We start from the raw sequence: 24,975 nt of genomic DNA on the forward strand, positions 1-24,975 counted from the left end.
CCGCTTTCGCGGGAATGACGAGGGTGGGGTATGACAACTCCCCATCCCAATGCCGTCGCAAGCCTCGGCGAGATCCTAATTCTGATTGCTGCTGGCACCAACAGTCGCGACGACTGGTTTCGGCACCAGCACCTCGGCAGCGACCACGCGTTTCGACGCGCTCGACAAGATCGTCTTTTCCAGCGCCGCGACCTGCGGGCATTTGTCGCCGCACACGCGCTGCGCTTCGACCAGCTTCTCGCGCGCTAGTTCCAGCGCGCCCTTGTCGGCCAGGGCTTCGCCCTGCCCGGTCAGCGCCACGATGTCATTGGGGTCGAGGACCAGCGCCTCGCGATACAGGCTGATCGCTTTGCCGGGCAGCCCTTGCGCGCGCGCCACCTGCGCCATCGCGATGATCGCCGAACGGTTGCGCGGGTCGGCGGCGAGCGCCGATTCATAAAGATCGATCGCGAGGTTCAGATCGCCCGCTTCCTGGGCCTTCTGCCCTTCCTGCTGGAGCGCGATCGAGCGCGGGAAAATGTCGTTATCGGCGCGCTGGGCATCGGATGCCGTGGGCAAACTGGCGAGGACTATTCCCGCGGCAAGAGCCAGAAAACCGACGCGCATCGCATTCTCCCATCTTTTCATTGGGCGGATGCTAACATGGCGCCGTCAGTCGCGCGAGAAAAAATCCGTCGCAGCGGTCATGCCCTGGGGTGAGCAGAAAACCGGCCCCAGCGGCGCGGCCGACGCCATCCGGCAAATAGCCGGTGTCGGCGGTCCAGCCGCGATTGCGGGTCAGAAAATCAGCCACCTGGGCGCGCCCCTCGCGTGTGATGATCGAGCATACCGCATAGACGAGTTTGCCGCCCGGCGCCACGAGTGCCGCACCGATGTCCATCAGCTTCGCCTGGTCGGCGACGTGGCGATCGAGCCGCGCCGGGGTCGAGCGCCAGCGCAGTTCGGGGCTACGCCGCCAGGTGCCGCTGCCCGAACAGGGGGCATCGACGATCACGCGGTCGGCCTTGCCCATCCGCTCGGTCAGCATCGCGCGTTCCTGTCCGGGATTGAGCAGCAGCGTTTCGATTCCAGTCGCTCCAGCGCGGTGCGCGCGCGGCGCCAGTTGCTGAAGCCGCGCGCGGTTGGTGTCGCAGGCGAGGATCGCGGCTTCGTCATTTGTGTCCGAGGCGATGGCAAGCGACTTCCCGCCGGCGCCCGCGCACAGATCGATCACCGTCTGTCCGCCTTCGGCGTCCAGCGCAGCGGCGGCATATTGGCTCGCGGCGTCCTGCACCTCAAACTGCCCCTCGGAATAAGCCGGGTTCTGGACGGCGGCGGTTTCGCCCGGAAGTCGCCAGCCATCGGCGAGGCCGTTGATTGCTTCGCCGTCGGGAAAAATCATCGCCAGTTCGTCGCGGCTGGAGCGCAGGCGGTTGGCGCGCAGGTCGAGCGACGCGCGGGCGAGCATCGCGGCGTGATCCGCCTTGGTAACCAGCGGATCGAACAATTTGATCAGCGCGGGGGTCGCGAGCCCGGTCTCGGCGCGCGGTTCGCTGGCCGTGATCGCGGCGGGACCATAGGAGGCGTCATCGAACAGCGCCGCGAGTTCGGGAACGGCATCCGCCAGCGCGAGCATGGCGGCGCGGCCCGACGCGGGCGCCGAACGCACAGCGCGGATCGCGTCATAGACGAGGCTGCGGATCGCGCGGCGATCCTTTGACCCGGCATAACGGCGGGCGCGCATCGCTTCGGCAAAGATGGTGTCGGCGGGGGCGCCGCCGTCACGCGCGGATTGAGCGATGACGTCGAGGATTTCGATCGCGGTCTGGACGCGGGCAGCGGGGGTCATGATCTGTCTTTACCTTGTCATTGCTTCGCTCCGCTCGCAATGACGAAGCGAAAAATTCAGCCCGCCGGATAGTTCGGCGCTTCGCGCGTGATCGCCACGTCGTGGACATGGCTTTCCCGCAGGCCCGCATTGGTGATCCGCACAAATTTGGCGCGGTCGCGGAAATCCTGGAGCGTGCGGCTGCCGGTATAGCCCATTGCGGCTTTCACGCCGCCGACCATCTGATGGATGACGTCCTTCGCGGGCCCCTTGAACGGCACTTGGCCTTCGATGCCTTCGGGGACCAGCTTCATCTGGTCCTTGATGTCCTGCTGGAAATAGCGGTCGGCCGATCCGCGCGCCATCGCGCCGACGCTGCCCATGCCGCGATAGCTTTTATAGGTGCGGCCCTGATAAAGGAAGGTTTCGCCCGGCGCCTCGGCGGTTCCCGCCAGCATCGAGCCGACCATGACGCTCGACGCGCCCGCAGCCAGCGCCTTGGCGACGTCGCCCGAGGTGCGGAGGCCGCCATCGGCGATCACCGGCACGCCCAGCTTCGATGCGGCTTCAACGCTGTCGAGGATCGCGGTCAATTGCGGCACGCCGACGCCCGCGACGATACGGGTGGTGCAGATCGACCCTGGCCCGATGCCGACCTTCACCCCGTCGGCACCCGCATCGATCAGCGCCTTGGTCGCGTCGCCGGTCGCGACATTGCCCGCCAGGACCTGGACCCGGTTCGACAGCTTCTTGATCGACTCGACCGTCTGCGCGACCATCTTGCTGTGGCCGTGCGCGGTATCGACCACGATCAGGTCGCATTCGGCTTCGAGCAGTGCTTCGGCGCGCTCGATCCCCGTCGGGCCGGTGTTGGTTGCCGCGGCGACGCGCAGGCGGCCGCTGCCGTCCTTCGTCGCTTCGGGGAAATTGACCGCCTTTTCCATATCTTTGACTGTGATCAGGCCAATACAGCGATAGTCATCGTCGACGACGAGCAGCTTTTCGATGCGGCGCTGGTGGAGCAGCTTGCGCGCCTCGTCCTGCCCGACGCCGGGGCGCACAGTGGCGAGATTGTCTGCGGTCATCAGCTCGCGCACCGGCTGGCCCGGATTGTCGGCAAAACGCACATCGCGGTGGGTCAGGATGCCGACCAGCTTACCGCCGGTTTCGACGACCGGGATGCCCGAAATCTTGTGCTGGTCCATCAGCGCGGTGGCGTAAGACAAGGGCGCGTCGGGGGTGATGGTGATCGGATTGACGATCATGCCGCTTTCGAACCGCTTGACCTGCCGCACCGCGGCCGCCTGTTCCTCGACGGTCAGATTGCGGTGGAGGACGCCGATGCCGCCGATCTGCGCCATCAGGATCGCCATGTCGGCCTCGGTCACCGTGTCCATCGCCGACGACAGGATCGGGATGTTCAGGCTGATCTCGCTGGTCAGCTGGGTCGACAGATTGGCATCCGACGGCAGGATGTCCGACGGGCCGGGCACCAGCAGCACGTCGTCAAAGGTCAGACCGGTCGTGATTTCCATTGGGGCCACTTTCTGGTGCGGGCGGCGCCTGTCCCGGATTTCGGGGCGGCACGCGCGATTCGTTCGGTGGCGGCCCATGTAACCAGTCGCCCCCGCGCGCGCCAGTGGGCGGCGCAGGATTATTTCGCCCGGGCGCCACACCCTTTCCTGCCACATGTCGGGTCGACAACTGTCCCGGCCACCTGCCCGGTCCGATGTAACCGGTTGCATTGCCCCGGTCGTCCCGTTAGACTTTTGGCATAACATAAAATGGTGAGGAGGGCGAAGAAACACCCATGGCCGGACTGTCGATCCGAGACGCGCGCAAGAATTTCGGCGAGACCGAGGTGCTGAAAGGCGTATCGATCGACGTCGCCGACGGTGAGTTTACGGTGATCGTCGGGCCGTCCGGGTGCGGCAAATCGACCTTGCTGCGTGCGGTCGCCGGGCTTGAGGAGTTGAGCAGCGGGCGCATCGTCATCGGCGACCGCGATGTCACCGACCTGCCGCCGTCGGACCGCGGCATCGCCATGGTGTTCCAATCCTACGCGCTCTATCCGCACCTGACTGTCCGCGAGAATATGGCGTTCGGACTGAAGATCGCCAAGGCGTCCAAAGCCGCGATCGACGACGCGGTGCGCCGGGCCGCCGCGATCCTGCGCATCGAACCGCTGCTCGACCGCAAGCCGGCGGCGCTATCAGGCGGCCAGCGCCAGCGCGTCGCGATCGGCCGCGCGATCGTCCGTCAGCCGCAGATTTTCCTGTTCGACGAACCATTGTCGAACCTCGACGCCGACCTGCGGGTGCGGATGCGCTATGAATTCGCCAGCCTGCACCGCCAGCTTGGGACGACCACCCTCTATGTCACTCACGATCAGGTCGAGGCGATGACGCTCGCCGACCGGATCATCGTGCTGCGCGACGGCGTCATCGAACAGATCGGCAGCCCGCGGCAGCTTTACGAGCAGCCCGCCAATATTTTCGTCGCCCAATTTCTCGGCACGCCGCGCATGAACATTCTCGCGGCAACCGTCGCCGAAGGCGGACAGGCGCGGCTGGCCGACGGGCGCAGCATCGCCCTGCCCGCGCTCGTCGCGCCGCTCGTGGCGGGCACGCCGCTGTCGGTCGGCATCCGGCCCGAGGACATCACGATCGGCGCGGCACCGGGCGCGTTGCCCTTCTCGATCGGCTTTGTCGAACGGCTCGGCGGGTTGGCGACGGTACATTTGCAGCCCGCGGACGGTAGCGAACCGATCGCCTGTCAGTTGCGTGACGACGGCAGCCTTCGCGAAGGCGACACGGTCGCGGCGCTGCTGCCGCCCGACCGCTTGCACCTGTTCGATGCCGCCGGGCTGGCGCTGCCCAGCGAGACACGCAAATGACCTTGCACTTTGCCGTTGTAACCGGTTACCGTGTGAACGTTTCCGCGCCCTGCCGTCATGATGATTGCGAAGTCGTTCCGGCGGTGAGGTACTATCCGGCCATGAGGGGGCGAGCAGCATGACCACGTTGAGAGACGTCGCCCGCGAAGCGGGAGTTTCGGTCGCCACGGCATCGCGCGCGATCAATGGCCACAGCAATGTCACCGCCCCGACCAAGGCCGCGGTGCTGGCCGCGGTCAAGAAGCTGAATTTTGTCCCCCATAGCGGCGCGCGCAGCCTGACGCGGCGCAAGACCGATACCGTGGGCGTCATCCTGCCCGACCTGTTCGGCGAGTTCTTTTCCGAAATCATCCGCGGCATCGATCTGGTCGCGCATGAATCGGGGATGCACCTGCTCCTCGGCAACATGCATGGCAGCACCCATGAAACCGCCGCCGCGATCGCCGCGATGCGCGGGCGCGTCGACGGGTTGCTGGTGATGCCGCCCGACGTGAAGCCGGAGTTGCTCGCGGGCTATCTTGACCCGGCGCTGCCCACCGTCCTGCTCAACTATGATGCCGGGTCGCTCGACCTGCCCTTCGTCGCGGTTGATAATTATCATGGCGCTTATGCCATGACCGAAGCCTTGCTGGAACGCGGGGCGCGGCAAGTCGTTCACATCGCCGGGCCAAAGCACAACCGCGATGCACGCGACCGTCAGCGCGGCTTTGCCGACGCGATGGCCAAAATCGCCAAGGTGCAGAGCCCCGCGATCCTGCCCGGTGATTTTTCCGAAGAAAGCGGTGCGCAAGCGGCGCGGCTGCTGGTGCAGGGGCGGCTCCCCGCCGATGCGGTCTTTGCCGCTAACGACCAGATGGCGGTCGGGCTGATCGCCGAACTCGCCGGATCGGGCCTGTCGGTGCCCGGCGACATCATGGTCGCGGGGTTCGACGACATCCCCCTCGCCCGCCACCTCAACCCGTCGCTGTCCACGATGCAGGTCAATATCGACCGGCTGGGATCGACCGCGATGATGATGCTGCTGCGGATCCTGCGCGGCGAGACGCTGGGCGCGACAAGCGCGACGATCCTGACCCCGACGCTGATCGCTCGCGGGACGACGGGCGGTGCGTCGGGCCTTGCTGCCGCGGCGAACGCACCGGTGACCGGCGCGCGCCCATGACCGACGGCGGCGCCCGATGCCGATGACGCGGCGCCAGATGTCGGGTGCACTGGCCGCGTTGCCCCTGCTGCCGATGCTGGGCGCCTGCGGCCCGCGCGGCGGCGACGGGGTGACGATCTGGGCGATGGGCAACGAAGCGGCGAGCCTGCCCGCGTTGCTGGCCAGCTTGGACCGTCCGGCAGGCGCGCCCAAGGTGACCGTCCAGCCCTTACCATGGACCGCGGCGCACGAAAAATTGCTCACCGGGTTCGCTGGGAATTCGCTGCCCGCGATCGGCCAGGTCGGCAACAGCTGGATCGCCGAAATGGCCGCGATCGGCGCCATCGCGCCAGTCCCCGTTGCGGCCCAGAGTTTGCTCGACGACCAGTATTCCGCCGTCGTCGATACCAACCGCATCGCGGGCAAAACCTGGGCCGTCCCCTGGTATGTCGACACCCGGCTGCAATTTTACCGCAAGGACATGTTCGCGCGCGCCGGTTACGCCGCGCCGCCGCTCGACTGGGCGGGATGGAAAGCCGCGCTGCACAAGGTCAAGCAGGTCGCGGGCGACGGCAATTATGCCGTATTGCTGCCGGTCAACGAGTTCGAGCAGTTGCTGACCATCGCGCTGTCGGCGGGCGCCCGGTTGCTGCGCGACCAGGGCGGGCGCGGCGCCTTTGCCGACCCCGAATTCAGGGCGGCGCTGGCTTTCTATAAATCGCTGTTCGACGAAAAGCTGGCGCCGATCGCGTCGGCGACGCAGATTTCGAACATCTGGAACGAGTTCGCGCGCGGATTTTTCAGCATCTTCCTGTCGGGGCCGTGGACGATCGGCGACATGAAGAGTCGCCTGCCCGCCGCGATGCAGGCGCATTGGGGCACCGCTCCCAATCCCGGCCCGAACGGTATCGGATCGGCGGCGCCGGGCGGGTCGAGCCTGGTCGTGTTCGCCGGCACGGCAAATGCCGACGCGGCGTGGGACATTGTGGCGCGCCTGCTCGCGCCATCGGCACAGCTCAAATTTCACCAGCTGACCGGCGACCTGCCCGCACGGCGATCGGTGTGGCGCGGCGCCGGGCTGAGCAGCGACCCGGTGGTCGCCCCCTTCGCCACCCAGCTTGAGCGCGCCACCGCGCTGCCCAAGGTGCCCGAATGGGAACGCATCGTCACCGAAATGCAGGTCGTCGCCGAACGCATGGTGCGCGGCCAGTACAGCGTCGACGAAGCCGCAGCCGAGATCGACCGCCGCGCCGACCGCCTGCTCGAAAAGCGGCGCTGGATGCTCGACAAGGGGCTGGCCCTGTGAGCGCGCAGCGGCGAACTCGAAAAAATGTGAGCGCGCGGCGTGTCAGCGAGGCCCGTGCAGGCTGGGCGATGTCGTCCCCGGCGCTCGCCGCGATCACGCTGTTCTTTGTCGTCCCGGCGATCGCGTCCTTGTTTCTCAGCTTCACCGATTTCGACATCTATGCGCTCGCCAACCTCGACAATCTGCGTTTCGTCGGGTTCCAAAACTACGCCCGATTGATCGAAAATCCGCTGTTCTGGAAAGCGATGACGAACACCTTGCTGTTCGTGGCGCTGGGGGTGCCATTTATCGTTGCGCTGTCGCTGTTCGCGGCGATGCTGGTCAATTCGCGGTGGCTGGCGTGGCGCCCGGTGTGGCGCGTCGCGCTGTTCGCGCCTTATGTGACGACGCTGGTCGCGACCGCGGTCGTGTGGCGCTATCTGCTCCACACCCGCTACGGCCTGATCAATTATCTGCTTTCGCTGGTCGGCGTCGCGCCGATCGACTGGCTGGGCAGCCCCGATGCCTCGTTGCCCGCGATCCTGATCTTTGTCGGGTGGAAAACCTTCGGCTACAACATGATCATCTTCCTCGCCGCGCTCCAGACTGTCCCGCGCGAACTCGACGAGGCGGCGCGGATCGACGGCGCTGGCTGGTGGACGCGGCTGCGTCACGTCACCCTGCCCGCGATCGCGCCGACCGTTTTGCTGGTGTCGGTGCTGACCGTCGCGGGGATGTTCCAGCTGTTCGCCGAACCCTATGTGATGACCCAGGGCGGCCCCGCCCAGTCGACCGTCACCGTCCTCTTTTTCATGTATGAAGAGGGCTTCAAATGGTGGAACCTGGGGTCGGGCGCGGCGGTCGCCTTCCTGCTGTTCCTGTGCATCCTGGCGGTGACGCTGGTGCAATTGCGGCTGGCCAAGCGCGGGGGGGCGATATGAGCGCCCGCCGCTGGACGGTCACCCTGCTCGCAGCGTTCGTCGCGCTGCTCACCGTCGCACCCTTACTGTGGATGCTCTCGGTCAGTTTCATGGCGCCGGGCGAGGCCGCGCAATTTCCGCCGCCGTTATTGCCTGCCGATCCGACGATGGAAAATTATCGCACCCTGTTCGGCAGCTTCGGCATCGGACGCTTCCTGCTCAACAGCATATTGGTTTCGACCCTCGCCACGCTGCTGGCGCTGATCTTCACGATTCCGGCGGGCTATGCCTTTGCCAAACTGCGCTTCACGGGCCGCGATGCAACCTTTCGGCTGCTCGTCGCCGCGCTGGTCGTGCCGGGACAGATCGGGATGCTACCGCTGTTCCTTGAACTGAAAGCGATGGGCCTCGTCAACAGCTATGCGGGCGCGCTCGTGCCTTGGCTCGCGGGCATCTTTGGCATTTTCCTGGTTCGCCAATATTGCCTGTCGATCCCCGACGAGATGCTGGAGGCGGCGCGAATCGACGGCGCCAGCGAAGGCCAGATACTGCGCCGCATCGTGCTGCCGATCCTGACCCCAATCATCGTCACGTTGGCGCTGTTCGTGTTCCTCGGCAGCTGGAACGATTTCATGTGGCCGCTGATCATTCTGGCCGATCAGAATCTCTACACGCTGCCCGTGGCGCTCGCCGCTATGAGCCGCGAGCATGTCCAGGACAATGAATTGATGATGGCGGGCGCAGTCGTGACCACGCTTCCCGTCCTCATCCTCTTTCTCGCGCTCCAACGCTTCTATCTGAGCGGCCTGCTCACCGGGAGCGTCAAGGGATGACCCTATCAACCAAGGACAATCGCATGACATACTGGACCGCGGCGTTGCTGGGCCTTGCCCTCGCCGTCTCTCCCGCCATGGCAAAGACAAAGGGGCCGCCGATGATCGAGGGCCAGACGGCGCAGCAGGCAATCGAGCCCGGCAGCTATCCCTACCAATTGTTCGTGCCGAAGGGTTATCTGACCGACACCGGTAAACAATATCCGTTGCTGATCTTCCTGCACGGGTCGGGCGAACGCGGCGACGATGTCGCCAAGGTGAAGGTCCACGGCCCGCCCAAGATCGCCGATCGCGATCCGGATTTTCCGTTCCTCACCGTCTCGCCGCTGCTCGGCGCCGATCAGGATTGGGAAATCGACCGTCTCGACCGGCTGGTCGACCATATTGCCAAAACCTATCGCGTCGATCCGGCGCGCATCTATCTGACCGGGCTTAGCCGCGGCGGCCATGCCAGCTGGCGCTGGGCGATTGCCCAGCCGCGGCGCTTTGCCGCGGTGGCGCCAGTCGCTGGGCGTGGCGATCCGGGCGGCGCTTGCCGATTGATGGACCTGCCCGTCTGGGCCTTTCACGGCGACCGCGACGATGTCGTCATCCCGGAGGGCAGCTTTACCATGGCGCGCGCGATCCGCGCCTGCGGTGGCCGCAAGGTCCGCCTGACCATCTATCCCGACCTCGGCCACAACGCTTGGGATCCCGCCTATGACGACCCGGCGCTCTACGCCTGGCTGCTCGAACACCGCCTCCCCACCCCAATACCTACCAAGGACAAGAAATGACCCAGACTGTTTTCCCCGACAATTTCCTGTGGGGCGCGGCAACCGCCGCTTATCAGATCGAGGGATCGCCGCTCGCCGACGGTGCGGGCGCCAGCATCTGGCAACGGTTCAGCCACGATCCGCGCCTGATGGCGGTCAAGGGCGACACCGGCGATATTGCCTGCGACCATTATAACCGGATGCCCGCCGACGTTGCGCTGATGAAGGAACTGGGGCTGAAGGCCTATCGTTTCAGCGTCAACTGGGGCCGCGTGCTGCCCGAAGGCGTCGGCCGCGTGAACGAGCCTGGCCTCGATTTCTACGAACGGCTGGTCGACGAATTGCTGCGGCATGACATCGACCCATTGCTGACCCTTCACCATTGGGATTTGCCCGCCGCGCTCGACGACCGGGGCGGCTGGCTCAACCGCGACAGCGCCGACTGGTTCGCGGAATACGGCTCGGTGATGTACCGCCGCCTCGACGGGCGGGTGAAGAAATGGGTGACGCTCAACGAACCGTGGGTGATTACCGACGGCGGCTATCTCCACGGCGCGCTGGCACCCGGCCACCGCAACCTGTTCGAAACGCCGATCGCGAGCCACAATCTGATGCGCGCGCACGGCCGCGCGGTGCAGGCGTATCGCAGCGACGGCGCGCACGATATCGGCCTCGTCGTCAACATCGAGCCCAAATATCCGGCGAGCGACAGCGCCGAGGACGTCGCGGCGACCGCGCGCGCGCACGCCTACATGAACCGCCAATATCTCGACCCGGCGCTGAAGGGGTCATACCCGGAAGAACTCGCCGAGGTTTTCGGCGAAGCCTGGCAGGATTGGTCTGCCGAAGACCTGAAAGACATCTGCCAGCCGGTCGATTTCATCGGCATCAACTATTATACCCGCAACGTGGTGCGGGCCGACCCGAACCAGTGGCCAGTCGGCGCCTCGCCGGTCAAACAGGTCGCTACGCACACGACGACCGACTGGGAGGTTTATCCTCCCGCGCTGACCGACATGCTTGTCTGGTTTCGCGACACCTATGGCAATATCCCGGTCTATATCACCGAAAATGGCGCGGCCTTTTACGATCCGCCGACCGCCGGGCCCGACGGCGTCGACGATCCGCTGCGCTGCGATTACCTCCGCACCCACATCGCGGCGATTGGCGATGCGATCAAACAGGGCGTCGATGTGCGCGGTTATATGGCCTGGTCCCTGCTCGACAATCTCGAATGGTCGCTGGGCTTTTCGAAGCGGTTCGGCATCGTCCATGTCGACTATGAAACGCAGGTCCGCACCCCGAAACGCAGCGCGCGCTTTTACAGCAGCGTGATCGCGGCAAACGGCGGCAACCTGGGATGAGGTTGCTGCTGATCCTGCTGGCGGCGCTGTTCGCGCTGCCCGCGGCGGCGAAAGAGCGCGCCGACCGTTACAGCGCGATGACCTATAATATCCGGCTCGACATCGCGTCGGACGGCGACAATGCCTGGCCGCATCGGCGCACGGCGCTCACCGGTCTTGTCGCCTATTTTGCCCCCGATCTGGTTGGGATGCAGGAGGTGCTGCCGCATCAGAAACAGGCAGTCGAGGCCGATCTGCCCGCCTATCACTTCGTCGGGGTCGCGCGCGACGACGGCCGGGACAAGGGCGAATATTCACCGCTCGGCTTTCGCCGCGACCGTTTCGCGCTGATCGCGTCGGGCACCTTCTGGCTGTCGCCGACGCCCGAAGTCCCCGGCAAAGGCTGGGACGCCGCCTACCCGCGCATCGCCAGCTGGGCGCGATTGAAGGACAAGGCGGCCAAGCGCAGCCTGCTCATCGTCAACACGCATATGGATCATGTCGGAATGACCGCGCGGTTGGAAGGGGCGCGGCAAATCCGCCGCTGGATCGCCAGCCAGCGCAAGGCAGGCGAGACATTGGTGCTGATGGGCGATTTCAACAGCCCGACCAACAGTCCCGCTTATGCGGCGATCGTCGAACCTGGTGCAGGCGCGCTGCGCGACACCCTGACGATCAGCCGCACGCCGCATTTCGGCCCACTCGGCACCTTTACCGCGTTCAAGATCGCGCAGGTCGAACCGGCGCCGATCGACCATATCTTCGTCAGCGATGACGTAACGGTGCTGCGCCACGCAACCCTGACCCAGCAAATCGGCGGCAAGCTGCCGTCGGATCATTATCCAGTGCTGGCCGACCTGTGCGTCGGGAAAGGTTGCTGATTATTCAGCGGGTGTTTTGCCGAGCCAACCACCCGTAAAGCCGATCCGTTTCAGACCGCGGACGATATGCGGGTTTTTCCGCATCACCTTCCACACAAAGCCACTGCGGTGGTTTTCCATCATCGCCAGGATCGGCCCTTGGTCGATGCCCAGATAGTCGCCCGCAACCCAGCCCTGCGCCGGATCGACGGTGCCGGTGCGCGAAGCCGCCGGGTCGGCAAAGGTGAAGCTGGGGTTGAACGCGTCCTTGAAGCCATAACGCGTATAGAGCCGCGCGCCATATTGCGTCCGCATCGCCATCAGCGCCGGGATCGTCACCTCGGGTGCAAAGGGGATCGAGCCGCCCGCCGCGGTCGGCACGATCGTCCCGTCATCGACGACGCGGATCGCGCTGGCGCCGCGTGCCATATAGCCGTTGAAGTCCCGCGCCGCGCCGTTAACGCGATATTTGCCCTGCGAATATCCCGGCCCGTCCGACGCGGTCCACCCCCAGATGTCGGCGCTATAGCCCGTCCATTGGTTCGGATTGTCGGCACCATAGGCGCGCTGCGACAGCGTCGCGCGACGGCTGTTTTCGAAATAGTCGATGCCCTTGCCGCGCATGAAGGCGTCGCGGATGCCGCGGAAGTCGATCCACACATGGCTGTATTGGTGCCCGAACAGCGGTTCGAATTGCAGATGCTGCTGCCCGTAATAGGTGCCCCAATCCTTTTCCAGATCGGCCGCCCAGCCGTTGTCCCACGCGTCCTTGCCGACCGGGTGCGTCGGCGATCCGAGCGCGAGGACATAGACCAGCATACCCTCGTTATAGCCGATCCAGTCGTGCGTTTCGAACCCCTTCTCCGGCTTCCAGCCCATAGTGATGCCGTGCGAATCCGCCAGGTTGCGCGCCTGTGTCCCGGTCTTGTCGCGCTGGACAAAGGTCCAGTCGACGCGGGTATAGATCTTCTCGGCCAGGTCGCGGATTTCGGCCTCGACCGGATCGTCGCGGTCATAATAGCTTTGCGCGAACAGCGCGCCGCCCAAGAACAGGCTGGTGTCGACGGTCGACAGCTCGTTGGTCTTATACCGCGTACCGTCGTCATTCTTCAGGAAGTGATAGAAGAAGCCCTTGTAGCCCGTATTGCCCGCGGCCTCCGGTCCCTGCGGCGCATTCCAGTAAAAGCGCAGGCAATCGCGCGTCCGCAGCGCCGCCTCGGCGCGCGTGACATAGCCGCGCTCTGCGCCAATGCCATAAGCGGTGAGCGCAAACCCCGTCGCGGCGATCGACGAAAAGGGATTGCTGGGCCAGCGGTCGGGCGCCAGGCAGCGCTGGGTGTCCGTCGTGTCCCAGAAATAGCGGAAGGTCCGCTCGGTCAATTCTTCTGAAAACGCCGCTTCGCTGATCGGCGCCAATGCCGACGGCGGCGCCGCGGCGGGGGCGACGGGCGCGGGGGTGGCGGTGCAAGCGGCGGTCAGCGCCACCAACGGCAGGGCAAGCGCCCCGATCCGGAACGACATTCGATACTCCAAAAATCAGGCGCCCGGCCCACGGGAGGGGGGTGCGGGCCGGGCGCCTAGTTCAGCCGGTCAGAAAGAGAACCCGGCCGATACCTTTACCGTGCGCGGCGTATTGCCGCCAACCCCGATGCCCGAAATCTCCAGATAACGGGGCGAGCTGGGATCATTGTTGTAATCGACATAGTTGCGATCGTTGAACAGGTTCAGGATATCGACGCGCAGCCGCAGCCGCGATTCTTCGGTGAGGAACCCGAGCGGGATATATTTGGTGATCGCAATATCCATCTGGCGGAAACCCCAGCGATCGCCGTTGCCGTCGGCCTCGTTCGATACGATGTTACGGACCGGGGTGGCGCCGCCCTGGTTGATGAAGGCCTTCAGATAGGGCGGCGAGGCGATCTGGAACTTGCCCGACAGCGTCATCCCGATCGGCAGATCGACAGAGCCCGTGGCGACCAGGCGGTGCTTGCGCACGCCGCTCGACCGCGTGACCGGATAGTCGTCGATCGACGGGAAATCGAGGCTGAAGGTTTCGCCGAACTGCCGGTTTTCCTCGGCTTCGGTATAGGTATAGGTGGCCGAGAAGCTCCACGGCGAAGCCAGCGTGTAATTTTTTACCAGCTTCAGATAAGCGGTGTCGGCGCTCGTTTCGATCCCGTTGGTGCCGATGATGATCGACCCAAATCCCGGCGGCGCAAAACCGAATGGCGAGTTGGGTGCCGCCGGCGCAGGCGGGAAGAAGGTGCCGTCGGGGCGGCGGTTGCCAAGCAGATAGGCAAAGCCGTCCTTGCTCTCGACATGGCTATAACCAACCTCGGCTTCGAACAGCGGCGTCACGCGGGCGCGGAAACCGATGCTGGCCTGGTCCGAATAAGGGACTTTCAGGTCGTTATCGATAAAGCGCAGCTCGCGGCCACCGCCCGGCCCGGCGCCCGCCAGCAACTGCTGGCGACCGGCTTCGGTCAGGAAGATCGGATTGAATGCGACGCAGGTCGGCCCGGCAACGCAGGTGTTGTTCGGATCGCCGGTCTGGAAGTTGAAAGTCCGGGTCGTGTAGGATCCGACGCTGATTTCCTGTTGCAGGAAGTCGAACTGGTTGCGGTCATAGGAGCGGCCAATACCGCCGAACAGGACATAGCGCCCCTCATCGTCCAGCTCATAGCTGAACCCGATGCGCGGTTGCCAGGCACCCTTGAACGCCTTGCGCTCGCTACCTGTCGAGATGAAGTCGCTGATGTTATAGTCGGCGTTGACCAGGTTCGGATAATTGGCCGGCGACACCGCGTTGACCGCATCGGCGGGGTGGACGAAGTGCAGGAACGCCGGGGTCCGCTCATAATCCCAGCGCACGCCCAGGTTCAACGTTAACCGGTCGGTGACTTCCCAATCGTCCTGCACATAGATGCCGAACTGGAAATTCTTCGAATTGATGATCGGGCTGCCGTTGCCGGTCGAGGCGCCGAACTGGACGCGGTAGGGCACATCGTCGTTGAACGTCCCGCCACCAGGATTGAACGCGGGGTTATAGGTATAGACCGGGTTGAACGCATTGAGCTGGAGCGAATTGAGCTCGACCCATTTTGCCTTGGCACCGATCTTGATCGTGTGGCCCTCCAGCCCGGTCCAGGTGAAGTCGTTCTGGACGCCCCAGCCCTTCTGGCCCTTTTCCTGATAGTTGCTGCCGCCGCCGATACGCAGGATGTCGCCGCGCACCACGACGCCCGGCTGCGGGTTGGTCGGCGACGGCCCGGCATAGGCGAACAGGAACCCATTGCCGAATTCGAACGGGGTCGGCGCCCATTTCACGTCCTCATAGGTGACCTTGAAATCGTTGATCCAGTTGTCGGCGGTATGTTCCCAGCGCGCCGTGCCGCGCAGTTCCTCGACATCTTGCGAGCTGATGGTGCTGCGCGCGTTGATGCCGCTGCCCAGGAACTCGCCGGTTTCCTTGCGAAACTTGCCCGACAATTCGATCAGGTCGCTGTTCGACGGCTGAAAGCTCAATTTGCCGAAATACAGGTCTTCGTTGAACGTCGCGTTGGTCGGCCCGAATACGCCTTGATATTCGGACGGGAAATAGGTGACGGGCAAGCTGAGCCCCGGGGTCACGTCGACCGGATTCTGCTGGCGCTTGCCTTCATACGTTACGAAGAAGTGCAGCATGTCCTTGATGATCGGCCCGCCCAATGCACCGCCGAACTGGAAATCTTTGGTCTTGATCTTGGTCCCGAGCAGCTCGTTCGGCCGCGCGTCGCGGAAGCTCTGATCCGTATAATCGATGAAGGCTTCGCCGTGGAACTCGTTGGTGCCCGACTTGGTCACCGCGGTGATTGCCACCGAACTGACCTGATCGAATTCGGCCTTATAGTTGGACGAGATGACCCGATATTCGCCAACCGCAAGCTGCGGAAAGGGGTTGCCCTGAGTCGAATCCTGGCCGGTGATGCCGTTTTTCAGGACATAGTCCTTCTGCCCGACGCCATCGATGAAGATGTTGACGCTGCGGCTGTCCTGCGCGCCGCCTTGCAGACGCGACTGGCCGTTGCCGCCGGTCACGAACTGGACGCCCGGCGCCAGATCGGCAAAGGCCAGGAAGTTGCGGTTGTTCTGCGGCAGCACCTCGATCTGGCGCTGGGTGATGTTCGAGCCGACCTCGCCGCCCTCCATCGAACGGATGCGGGTGCCGGTGACGATGATCGCGTCGCCCGCACCTTCGGCGATGTCGGGCTGCGAAAAGTCGAAATCGAGTACGGCATTCTGGCCAACCGACAGGGTGAATTCGTCGGTGTTGCGTACCCCGCCCGGGGTCGTGATTTCGAGGCGATAGGTGCCGACCGGCAGCGACGCGATGTTGTAACCACCGCCTTCGCCGACCGCGACGCTGCGCGTCAGGCCGGTGTTCACGTTGATCGCGGTGACCTGCGACGCGCCGCCATCGGCCTTTACCGTGCCGCGCAGCGACGCGTTCGACACCTGGGCATAGGCGGGGGTGGCGAACGCCAGGGCCAGCACTGCACCCGCGCTGCTCCACGCCAGCGCCGCGGCAACCGCCTTGGCGCGCGACCGGCGCGCGGAATTAATCGAGATTTCACGCTGAAACTTCACGGCATCCTCCCTTTTAGTGCCCCCGACATTTCCCGCCTTCGCCTCATCTGCTGACCGGCCTTGCCACCGGGCAGCGACGAATCGCGAGAAATCGCGTCGTTGTTTTTTTGATTTGTAACCGGTTTCACGATCACTGTATAGGGGGAAGCGACACGGGATGATGCGATCGGGGACCAGCCGGTTTCGGCCAAATTTTGGCCGATCTGCGTGAAATTGTATAAACAGAATGACCTGGGAAGGACGAATCATGCCGCCGATTACGCGCAACCTGACACGGCTGACGCTCGCTACGTTATTGCTGGCCGCGCCGCTGTTGTCGGCCCCGCTGCTCGCAAAGTCCGCCACGGGCGCGACGCAGCAGGCCGCCGTCGATTCCGCAGGCTGGCTGCGCGCCGATCCCAAGATGGATCGTTTCATCGCTGACCTGATGGCGAAAATGACCCTCGACGAAAAGATCGGCCAGCTGACATTGCTGACCAGCAATTGGGAATCGACCGGTCCGACGATGCGCGACAGCTATAAGGAGGACATTCGCGCAGGCCGCGTCGGGGCGATCTTCAACGCCTATACCGCCAAATATACTCGCGAGTTGCAGGCGCTGGCGGTCGAGGGGACGCGGCTCAAGATTCCGCTGATCTTCGGCTATGACGTTATCCACGGTCACCGCACCATCTTTCCGATCTCGCTGGGCGAAGCGGCCAGCTGGGACCTGCAGGCGATTGAAAAGGCAGCCCGAATTTCGGCGATCGAGGCATCGGCCGAGGGGATTCACTGGACCTTTTCGCCGATGGTCGACATCGCGCGCGACCCGCGCTGGGGCCGCATTTCGGAGGGCGCCGGCGAGGATGTCTATCTGGGCAGCCTGATCGCCAAGGCGCGGGTGCGCGGTTACCAGGGCAATGATCTGGCGCGACCCGACACGATCCTCGCCACCGCCAAGCATTTCGCCGCCTATGGCGCGGCGCAGGCCGGGCGCGACTATCACACCGTCGACATTTCCGAACGCACCTTGCGCGACATCTATCTGCCGCCGTTCAAGGCCGCGGCCGACGCGGGCGCCGCAACCTTCATGACCTCGTTCAACGAAGTCGATGGCGTCCCGGCGTCGGGCAGCCGCTATCTGCTGACCGACATTCTGCGCGAAAAATGGGGCTTCAAGGGGTTTGTGGTAACCGATTACACGTCGATCAACGAAATGGTCCCGCACGGCTATTCGAAAGATCTGAAACAGGCGGGCGAGCAGGCGATGAGCGCCGGGGTCGATATGGACATGCAGGGCGCGGTCTATATGGAAAACCTTGCCAAATCGGTCGCCGAGGGCAAGGTCGATACCGCGCGCATCGACGCTGCGGTCAAGGCGATCCTCGAAATGAAATATCGCCTCGGCCTGTTCGAAGATCCGTATCGCTACGCCGACGACAAGCGCGAAAAGGCGACAATCTACAAAGCCGAGTTTCTCGATGCGGCGCGCGACGTCGCCCGCAAATCGATCGTGCTGCTCAAGAACAAGGACAACGCCCTTCCCCTCGCCGCCACCGCAAAATCGATCGCGGTGATCGGCCCGCTCGGCAACAGCAAGGAAGACATGATCGGCAGCTGGTCGGCCGCCGGGGACCGTAAGACGCGGCCCATTACCTTGCTTGAAGGGATGCAGACGCGCGCGCCAAAAGGGATCACCGTCACCTATGCCAAGGGCGCGAGCTATGCGTTCGAGGATGCGGGCAAGCGGGACGACTTTGCCGAGGCGCTGGCGCTGGCGGCGAAATCGGACGTCATCATTGCTGCGATGGGCGAAAGGTGGGACATGACCGGCGAAGCGGCGAGCCGCACCTCGCTTGACCTGCCGGGCAATCAGCAGGCGCTGCTCGAAGAACTGAAAAAGACCGGCAAGCCAATCATCCTCGTGCTGATGAGCGGGCGTCCGAACAGCATCGAATGGGCCGATGCGAACGTCGATGCAATCCTGGAGGCCTGGTACCCCGGCACCATGGGTGGCCATGCCATCGCCGACGTCCTTTATGGCGACTACAACCCCTCGGCGAAACTGCCGGTCACCTTCCCCCGCAATGTCGGGCAAGTGCCGATCCACTACGACATGAAGAACACCGGGCGGCCGATCGAACTGGGGGCCGCCGACGCAAAATATGTCTCGCGCTACCTCAACACGCCGAACACGCCGCTTTATCCTTTTGGTTTCGGCCTCAGCTACACCAGCTTCACTTACTCGCCGGTGACCCTCGACAAGGCAAAAATCCGCCCCGGCCAGCCGCTGACCGCCAGCGTCACGGTGACCAACAGCGGCGCCCGTGACGGCGAGGAGGTGGTGCAGCTGTACGTCCGCGATCTCGTCGGGTCGGTCACCCGGCCGGTGAAGGAGCTGAAGGGATTCGAGAAGATCAGTCTCAAGAAGGGCGAGAAGCGGACGATCCGCTTTACGCTGACCGACGCCGACTTGGCTTTTACGCGCCAAGATATGAGCTGGGGCAGCGAGCCGGGCCAGTATAAGCTGTGGGTTGGTCCATCGTCGGCGACCGGGTCGGAAGCGCCGTTCGAGCTGACCGAATAGGGTCGCGAGCGGCCTATGCGGTTTCCGGTGATGCCGCGGTGGTCGTCGCAATGGTGAACCGGCTGTTTTCGATTTGCAATTCGTCGCCGCAATGGCTGCACGCGATCACCATATGAAGATCATGGCCGCAGCTGCGGTGGGTGAGCAGAACCGGCGGCCCGCGTTCGTCCGAAAACCACTTGTCACCCCATTGCAGCAGCGCCAGCAGCACCGGGTACAGATCGCGGCCCTTTTCGGTCAGGCGATATTCGACGCGGTCGGCGTGCGCCGAATAGGGCACCGTCTTCAAAATCCCCTGCCGCACCAGTCGTTCGAGGCGCCCGGTCAGGATATTGGTCGCCATCAACGTATCGCGCTGGATCTCGTCGAAACGGTTGATGTGGGTGAACATCGCGCGGACGACCAGCGTCGCCCAGCGGTCGCCGAACAATTCGATCATCGTGTCGACAAGCGGTCGCCCGCCCGGCCGCCGGGAGCCGACGTCGCCGCTGAAACGGCGGCGTTCATAATGCGGGACGACCTGCGCCAGCCCCGGCCCCTCACGCCAATCGACATCGCGCGGATCGATCTCGCCGCAGCAATGCGCGCAGGTCGGCACCGGCTCGGTCGCATGACCGCAGCTCGCATGATGCAACCGGACCTGGAAATCGCGGCTCTCTGCTTCCCATTTGTGCTGCCAGCGCAGCATCATCAGGCCGTTGGGAAACTGGTCGCGCCCCTTTGGCGTGAGCATATAATGAAAGCCGCGGCCGCCCTTGCGCGGCACCTTGGCGAGGCAATCTTCCTCGACCAGTTTTTTCAGCCGCCCGTTGACCACCGACCGCGCGAGGCCGGTGCGCGCGACAAACTCGTCGAAACTGTGGATGCCGAGCAACGCCTGTTCCATCAACAGCAGCACCGGCACGTCGCCGACGACGTCGAGCGCGCGCCAGATCGAACAAGCCCTGATGGTGCGGTCGTGTTTCAAGCTCAAGCCATCCTGCTGTCCGTGTCGCCCCTAAAGCACGGCTGCGACCCCGACAAGGCTGGCAGGAGGGCAGTACACCGCCCTCCCCCCGGTTTAGAAACGCCCCGTCAATTGCACCGCAATCGTCCGCGGCCGATCAACGATGCCGTTATACGCATTGCCGGCATTGCGCGTGATCGTCGTCGCCAGCGGCATCGAACTGGCCGTCTGCAATATGCGTTGGTTGGTCAGGTTGCGCCCGATCAGCGCGACTTCCCAACGATTGTCGATCTGCCCCAGCGCGAGGCGCGCGCCGAGCTTCACATAACCGTCCTGATGCGTCCGCGGGTCGAGGTTCGCTGACGCGATATAGGAGGACGAGAAGTCGGCGTTGATGTTGAATGCCACCTTCATGTCGCTGCTGACCGGGGTCGTGTAATCGAGGTTGAGGTTGCCCGACCATTTCGGCGACAGCGCGTTCCGCAGCCCGGTATAGTCGCAGAACCCGCCCGGCCCCGGCACCTGCAGATAATAGCATTGGCCCGAGGTGAAGTTGGTGAATTTGAAGTCGAGATAGGCGACCGCGCCGCTGATCGTCAGCCCGTCGGCAATCGCGGCGCGGAAGTCGGCCTCGACCCCCTGCGTGCGGGCGCCCGCGGCGTTGGCGACGTTGAAGTTCAGCGTGCCGTCGAAGATATTGACCTGCAGATCCTTGTAGGTGGTGCGATAGAGCGACAGGTTGAACGCGACATTGCGCCCCTTGTACTTCAGACCCGCCTCGAAGTTATCGGCGCTTTCATCCTCGAACTCGAAAGCGCCGGGCTTGGCGACCGTGGTCGATCCCGGCAGCGAGTTGGAGCGGATATCGAAGCCGCCCGCCTTGGTGCCGCGCGCGAATGACGCATAGAGCATCAGGTCGTCGGTGGCGTCGAACTGGAGATTGACCATCGGGTTGAAGCTGTCTTCGCTGAGCTTGCCCGAAATGCTGTGCGCTTCGATATTGAGCGCGCGGAAGGTTCCGGCGACCACGAGCGGATTGAAAGTGTTGAGCGGCCCGCGCACGATCGCCAGCGTACGGCTGCCGCTCTTTTTCTCATGATTGAAGCGCGCGCCCGCGGTGATGCGGAACCGGTCGCTCAGCGCCAGCTCGCCCTGTGCAAACACCGAAATCAGGTCCGATTTCTGCGAATAAACGCGGTCGTTGCGGGTGTCGCCGATCGCGTTAAACGGCGGCCCTAGCGCGAGGAAGGTCGAGTTGAACAGCACCTGATCGTCGACGTTCAGCTTGGCATTCTGGTAATAGACGCCCGCGATATAGTTGAACGCCTCGCCGCCAGGCGACGCCAGCCGCAGCTCTTGCGAATATTGCCGGTAGTCTTCCTGCAGATTGGTGCCGTCGAGGAAGCTGATCCCCGAAAAATCGACGTCGACGACCTCGCGCGTCTTGTAATCGAGCAGCGAGGAGACCGAGGTCAGCGTATGTTCGCCAATTTCCAGGTCGGCATTGAGCGTTGCGCCGAACACCTTGTTGCGGCTTTCATAGCCATTGTCCTCGCGGACATAATCGGGGTTGGTGCTGACGAAGAACGGTCCTTGGAAGACGGTGTTGTAATTTCCGACCGCGCCGAACACGTCGCGCGGCTGGCCCTTCATTTCAAAGTCGGCATATTCGAGCTTCAGCTCCGCCGCAAAAGGCCCGCCGCGATCGAATTCCAGCTTGCCGCGAAAATATTTCTCATCGACGTTCGGCTCGTCGCGGTCGAGCTTCGCGTTGTAGAAATAGCCGTCCATCTTGCGGTAATAGCCAACGACGCGCGCCTCGACGCCTTCGCTCAGCGGACCGGACAGCACCCCGGTCAGCTGCAATTCCTTGTGGTTGAATTCATAAAGGCCGCTCACCGACCCTTCGAATTCATCCGCAGGACTGCGCGTCGTGATGTTGACCGCACCCGCAATCGCATTTTTGCCGAACAGCGTCGGCTGCGGCCCCCGCAGCACCTCGACGCGCTCCATGTCGACCAGCGGCAGGCGCGACAGCTGGTCGCGGCCATAATAGACGCCGTCGACGAACATCGCGACCGACTGTTCGAACCCCTTGTTGTCGCCCGACGCGATGCCGCGGATCGCTATGCGGTTGGCGATTGCGGTCTGGGTAATCTTCAGGTTCGGGACCGACGAGCTGATTTGTTCGAGGTTGGTCTGGCCGTAATTTTCGACCTGCTTGCCGCTGATCGCCGAGATCGAGATCGGCACGTCGGACAGGCCTTCGGCGCGTTTTTGCGCGGTGACGATGATCTCTTCGAGCCCGCCCTGATCGTCGGTGGATTCGGGGGCGGGCGCCGCGTCCTGGGCGAAAGCCATACCGGGGCTGGCGAGCGCCGATGCAGCGAGCAGCGCAACAAAATAGCTCTTCATAAGGATCCTCCCACGCACCATCGTCTTGGCGACCACCGCCCGCGATGTTTTTCTTGCCTTGCGAGTCATAACGGCTTTAAGTATCGTTATGCAAGTCAGATAATTTGAGAGGATAATTGGTGCCGCAGAACGGCCTTCCCCCCGCGCTCACACGCAATCTGCGCCTGCCCGCGATAGCCGCGCCGATGTTCCTGGTTTCGGGACCGGACATGGTGATCGCCGCGTCGCGCGCGGGCATGATCGGCAGCTTCCCTGCCCCCAACGCGCGCACCTCCGACGATCTGGAGGATTGGGTCAGCCGCATCGATGCGGCGCTGTCGAACGATCCCGATGCCGCGGCTTGGGCGGTCAATCTGGTGGTCCATCCGTCGAACAGCCGCTTGCCCGAAGACCTTGCCTGCGTCGTGCGCCACAAGGTGCCACTGGTAATCACCGCGCTCGGCAGCCCGGCGCGGGTGGTCGAGGAAATTCACAGCTATGGCGGACTGGTGTTCGCGGATGTCAATTCTGTGAGCTTTGCGCGCAAGGCGGCCGCCGCTGGAGTCGACGGCCTCGTCCTGGTTGCCGCGGGCGCGGGCGGCCATACCGGCGCGACCGCGGGTTTCGCTTTCGTAGAGGAGGTACGGCAGTTCTGGGACGGCCCGTTGGTACTCGGCGGGGCGATCTCGACCGGCCATGCCGTGCGCGCGGCCGAGATTTTGGGCGCCGATCTCGCGTATCTCGGCACCGCGCTCATCGCCTGCGCCGAAAGCATGGCGGTGCCGGGCTACAAGGACATGATCGTCGCCGCAGGCGCCGAGGACATCGTGCCGTCGAAGGGCATTACCGGGGTCACAGCGAACTGGCTGAAACCCAGCCTGATCGCCGCCGGATACGACCCCGCCAACATGCCCGAAGACAAGCGTCCGAACTTCTCGGACGCGCAAGACGATGCCAAGGCGTGGAAGAATGTCTGGTCCGCCGGTCAGGGCGTCGGCGCGGTTCGCCGTGTTGAACCCGTCGCTGTGATCGTCGATCGCCTCGTGTCCGAATATGATGCGGCCGCCACGCGCCCGCGCTTTGCCCCCATCGAAGGAGTCCCCGCATGACCGCCCAGCTTGTCGAGACGATCGAGACCACGATTCAGCCTAACGACCATCCTTATATGAAAGGCGCTTGGCGACCCACGTACAATGAATGGAACGCGATCTTCGCCAATGGCGATGCCGAGGTGATCGGTAACATTCCGACCGACATCGACGGGGTGTATGTCCGCACCGGCGAGAACCAGATCCACGAGCCAATCGGCCGCTACCACCCCTTCGACGGCGACGGCTTCATCCACGCGATTTCGTTCAAGGACGGCCGCGCCAGCTATCGGAGCCGCTTCGTCCGCACCAAGGGGTTTGAGGCCGAGAAGGAAGCCGGTCGCTCGCTATGGGCGGGGCTGATGGAACCGCCGCACAAATCGACCCGGCACGGCTGGGGCGCGCAGGAGTGGCTCAAGGATAGCAGCTCGACCGACGTCGCAATCCATGCGGGCAAGATCATTTCGACCTTCTACCAGTGCGGCGAAGCCTACCGCCTCGACCCGTTCACGCTCGAACAGTTCGGCACCGAAAGCTGGGTGCCGCTCGACGGCATTTCGGCGCATTGCAAGGTCGATCTCGCGACCGGCGAGCTCATGTTCTTCAATTACTCGAAACACGCGCCCTATATGCATTATGGCGTCGTCGGCGCCGACAACAAGCTAAAGCATTATATCCCGGTGCCGCTGCCCGGACCGCGTCTGCCGCACGACATGGCGTTCACCGAGAATTACACGATCCTCAACGACATGCCGCTCTATTGGAACGAGGAGCTGCTCGAAAAGCGGCTGCATGTCGTGCAGTTTCATCCCGACCAGAAGACGCGCTTTGCGATCATCCCGCGCCACGGCCAGCCGGAAGACATCCGCTGGTTCGAGGCCGAGCCGACTTACACGCTCCACTGGCTGAACGCGTGGGAGGAAGGCGACGAGATCATCCTCGACGGCTATTATCAGGAAGAGCCGATGCCCAAATCCTATCCGAACGCGCCCGATGGGCTGGAACGAATGATGGCCTATCTCGACCAGGGGCTGCTCAAGCCACGCCTCCACCGTTGGCGCTTCAATCTCGTGACCGGCGAGACCACTGAACAGCGGCTCGACGACCGTGATCTCGAATTCGGCATGTTCAACCATCGTTATGCCGGCAAGCCCTATCGCTATGCCTATAGTGCGATCCCCGAGCCGGGCTGGTTCCTGTTCCGCGGGCTCGTGAAGCACGACCTCAACGCGCGGACGAGCGAGGAGTATGAGTTCGGCCCGGGCCGCTTCGGCAGCGAGGCGCCCTTTGCGCCGCGGATCAATGCGAAGGACGAGGATGATGGCTATCTCGTGTCGTTCATCGCGGACCTGGAGACCGACAAATCCGAATGCGTGCTGATCGACGCAAAGAATATTGCGGCTGGCCCGGTGTGCCGGATCATCCTGCCCGAGCGCATCTGTTCGGGAACGCACACAGTCTGGGCGAGCGGCGGCGACATTGGCATGGGTCCGAACAGCGTCTTGGCCGCCTGAC

The 24,975-nt window shown here is 63.9% G+C and carries 18 protein-coding genes; 11 read left to right on the top strand and 7 right to left on the bottom strand.

The genetic code is table 11. The features are described 5' to 3' along the window. Nucleotides 1–75 precede the first annotated feature (75 nt). From J2X44_RS12940 to guaB, 3 genes are read right to left on the bottom strand one after another with little or no spacing between them, the layout of a single operon-like run. Complete coding sequence (locus J2X44_RS12940) at nucleotides 76–606, bottom strand: tetratricopeptide repeat protein (RefSeq protein ID WP_310084708.1); 531 nt, start codon at nucleotides 604–606, stop codon at nucleotides 76–78. Between the two features lie 31 nt (nucleotides 607–637). Continuing rightward, nucleotides 638–1,828, bottom strand: a complete 1,191-nt coding sequence (locus J2X44_RS12945) for an RsmB/NOP family class I SAM-dependent RNA methyltransferase (RefSeq protein ID WP_310084710.1) — start codon at nucleotides 1,826–1,828, stop codon at nucleotides 638–640. Nucleotides 1,829–1,884: 56 nt separating this feature from the next. After that, nucleotides 1,885–3,342, bottom strand: coding sequence for an IMP dehydrogenase (guaB, locus tag J2X44_RS12950; RefSeq protein ID WP_310084713.1), 1,458 nt, complete (start codon nucleotides 3,340–3,342; stop codon nucleotides 1,885–1,887). A gap of 275 nt (nucleotides 3,343–3,617) precedes the next feature. On the opposite strand from guaB, the gene J2X44_RS12955 reads away from it, so the two are divergent. From J2X44_RS12955 to J2X44_RS12990, 8 genes are all read left to right on the top strand, one after another. Next, nucleotides 3,618–4,703, top strand: coding sequence for a sn-glycerol-3-phosphate ABC transporter ATP-binding protein UgpC (locus J2X44_RS12955; protein WP_310084716.1), 1,086 nt, complete (start codon nucleotides 3,618–3,620; stop codon nucleotides 4,701–4,703). Between the two features lie 118 nt (nucleotides 4,704–4,821). Next, complete coding sequence (locus J2X44_RS12960) at nucleotides 4,822–5,865, top strand: LacI family DNA-binding transcriptional regulator (RefSeq protein WP_310084717.1); 1,044 nt, start codon at nucleotides 4,822–4,824, stop codon at nucleotides 5,863–5,865. Nucleotides 5,866–5,881: 16 nt separating this feature from the next. Beyond that, nucleotides 5,882–7,150 carry an extracellular solute-binding protein gene (locus J2X44_RS12965; RefSeq protein WP_310084719.1) on the top strand — a complete coding sequence of 423 codons (1,269 nt, stop codon included), beginning with the start codon at nucleotides 5,882–5,884 and terminating at the stop codon, nucleotides 7,148–7,150. Between the two features lie 26 nt (nucleotides 7,151–7,176). Then, complete coding sequence (locus tag J2X44_RS12970; protein WP_310084722.1) at nucleotides 7,177–8,070, top strand: sugar ABC transporter permease; 894 nt, start codon at nucleotides 7,177–7,179, stop codon at nucleotides 8,068–8,070. Next, nucleotides 8,067–8,882 carry a carbohydrate ABC transporter permease gene (locus J2X44_RS12975; protein WP_310084725.1) on the top strand — a complete coding sequence of 272 codons (816 nt, stop codon included), beginning with the start codon at nucleotides 8,067–8,069 and terminating at the stop codon, nucleotides 8,880–8,882. The genes J2X44_RS12970 and J2X44_RS12975 overlap by 4 nt, the downstream gene beginning before the upstream one ends. Beyond that, nucleotides 8,879–9,658 carry an alpha/beta hydrolase-fold protein gene (locus J2X44_RS12980; protein WP_310084727.1) on the top strand — a complete coding sequence of 260 codons (780 nt, stop codon included), beginning with the start codon at nucleotides 8,879–8,881 and terminating at the stop codon, nucleotides 9,656–9,658. The genes J2X44_RS12975 and J2X44_RS12980 overlap by 4 nt, the downstream gene beginning before the upstream one ends. Further along, nucleotides 9,655–11,001 carry a GH1 family beta-glucosidase gene (locus tag J2X44_RS12985; protein WP_310084730.1) on the top strand — a complete coding sequence of 449 codons (1,347 nt, stop codon included), beginning with the start codon at nucleotides 9,655–9,657 and terminating at the stop codon, nucleotides 10,999–11,001. The genes J2X44_RS12980 and J2X44_RS12985 overlap by 4 nt, the downstream gene beginning before the upstream one ends. Beyond that, nucleotides 10,998–11,861, top strand: coding sequence for an endonuclease/exonuclease/phosphatase family protein (locus J2X44_RS12990; RefSeq protein ID WP_310084732.1), 864 nt, complete (start codon nucleotides 10,998–11,000; stop codon nucleotides 11,859–11,861). Before J2X44_RS12985 ends, J2X44_RS12990 begins: the two co-directional genes overlap by 4 nt. Here J2X44_RS12990 and J2X44_RS12995 read toward each other — a convergent pair whose 3' ends face one another. Next, on the bottom strand, nucleotides 11,862–13,361 hold the full coding sequence (locus J2X44_RS12995; RefSeq protein WP_310084735.1) for a glucoamylase family protein: 1,500 nt from the start codon (nucleotides 13,359–13,361) through the stop codon (nucleotides 11,862–11,864). A 69-nt stretch (nucleotides 13,362–13,430) separates the two neighbouring features. After that, entirely contained in the window at nucleotides 13,431–16,466 is a 3,036-nt protein-coding gene (locus J2X44_RS13000) for a TonB-dependent receptor (RefSeq protein ID WP_310084737.1), read from the bottom strand. A 247-nt stretch (nucleotides 16,467–16,713) separates the two neighbouring features. Here J2X44_RS13000 and bglX point away from each other — a divergent pair, with 247 nt between their 5' ends. Then, nucleotides 16,714–19,032 carry a beta-glucosidase BglX gene (gene bglX, locus J2X44_RS13005; protein ID WP_310084739.1) on the top strand — a complete coding sequence of 773 codons (2,319 nt, stop codon included), beginning with the start codon at nucleotides 16,714–16,716 and terminating at the stop codon, nucleotides 19,030–19,032. Nucleotides 19,033–19,045: 13 nt separating this feature from the next. On the opposite strand, the gene J2X44_RS13010 is transcribed toward bglX, so the two are convergent. Together J2X44_RS13010 and J2X44_RS13015 are read right to left on the bottom strand one after the other, a co-directional pair. Next, nucleotides 19,046–19,999: a winged helix-turn-helix transcriptional regulator gene (locus J2X44_RS13010; protein ID WP_310084740.1), complete on the bottom strand. Its 954-nt coding sequence runs from the start codon at nucleotides 19,997–19,999 to the stop codon at nucleotides 19,046–19,048. Between the two features lie 93 nt (nucleotides 20,000–20,092). Beyond that, nucleotides 20,093–22,393, bottom strand: coding sequence for a TonB-dependent receptor (locus J2X44_RS13015; RefSeq protein WP_310084742.1), 2,301 nt, complete (start codon nucleotides 22,391–22,393; stop codon nucleotides 20,093–20,095). Between the two features lie 119 nt (nucleotides 22,394–22,512). On the opposite strand from J2X44_RS13015, the gene J2X44_RS13020 reads away from it, so the two are divergent. Both J2X44_RS13020 and J2X44_RS13025 read left to right on the top strand, forming a co-directional pair. Continuing rightward, on the top strand, nucleotides 22,513–23,481 hold the full coding sequence (locus J2X44_RS13020; protein WP_310084745.1) for a nitronate monooxygenase: 969 nt from the start codon (nucleotides 22,513–22,515) through the stop codon (nucleotides 23,479–23,481). Continuing rightward, nucleotides 23,478–24,974 carry a carotenoid oxygenase family protein gene (locus J2X44_RS13025; RefSeq protein ID WP_310084748.1) on the top strand — a complete coding sequence of 499 codons (1,497 nt, stop codon included), beginning with the start codon at nucleotides 23,478–23,480 and terminating at the stop codon, nucleotides 24,972–24,974. Before J2X44_RS13020 ends, J2X44_RS13025 begins: the two co-directional genes overlap by 4 nt. The last annotated feature ends 1 nt before the right edge of the window (nucleotide 24,975 follow it).

Source organism: Sphingopyxis sp. BE259 (assembly GCF_031457495.1).
In the GTDB taxonomy this organism is placed as follows: Bacteria; Pseudomonadota; Alphaproteobacteria; order Sphingomonadales; family Sphingomonadaceae; genus Sphingopyxis.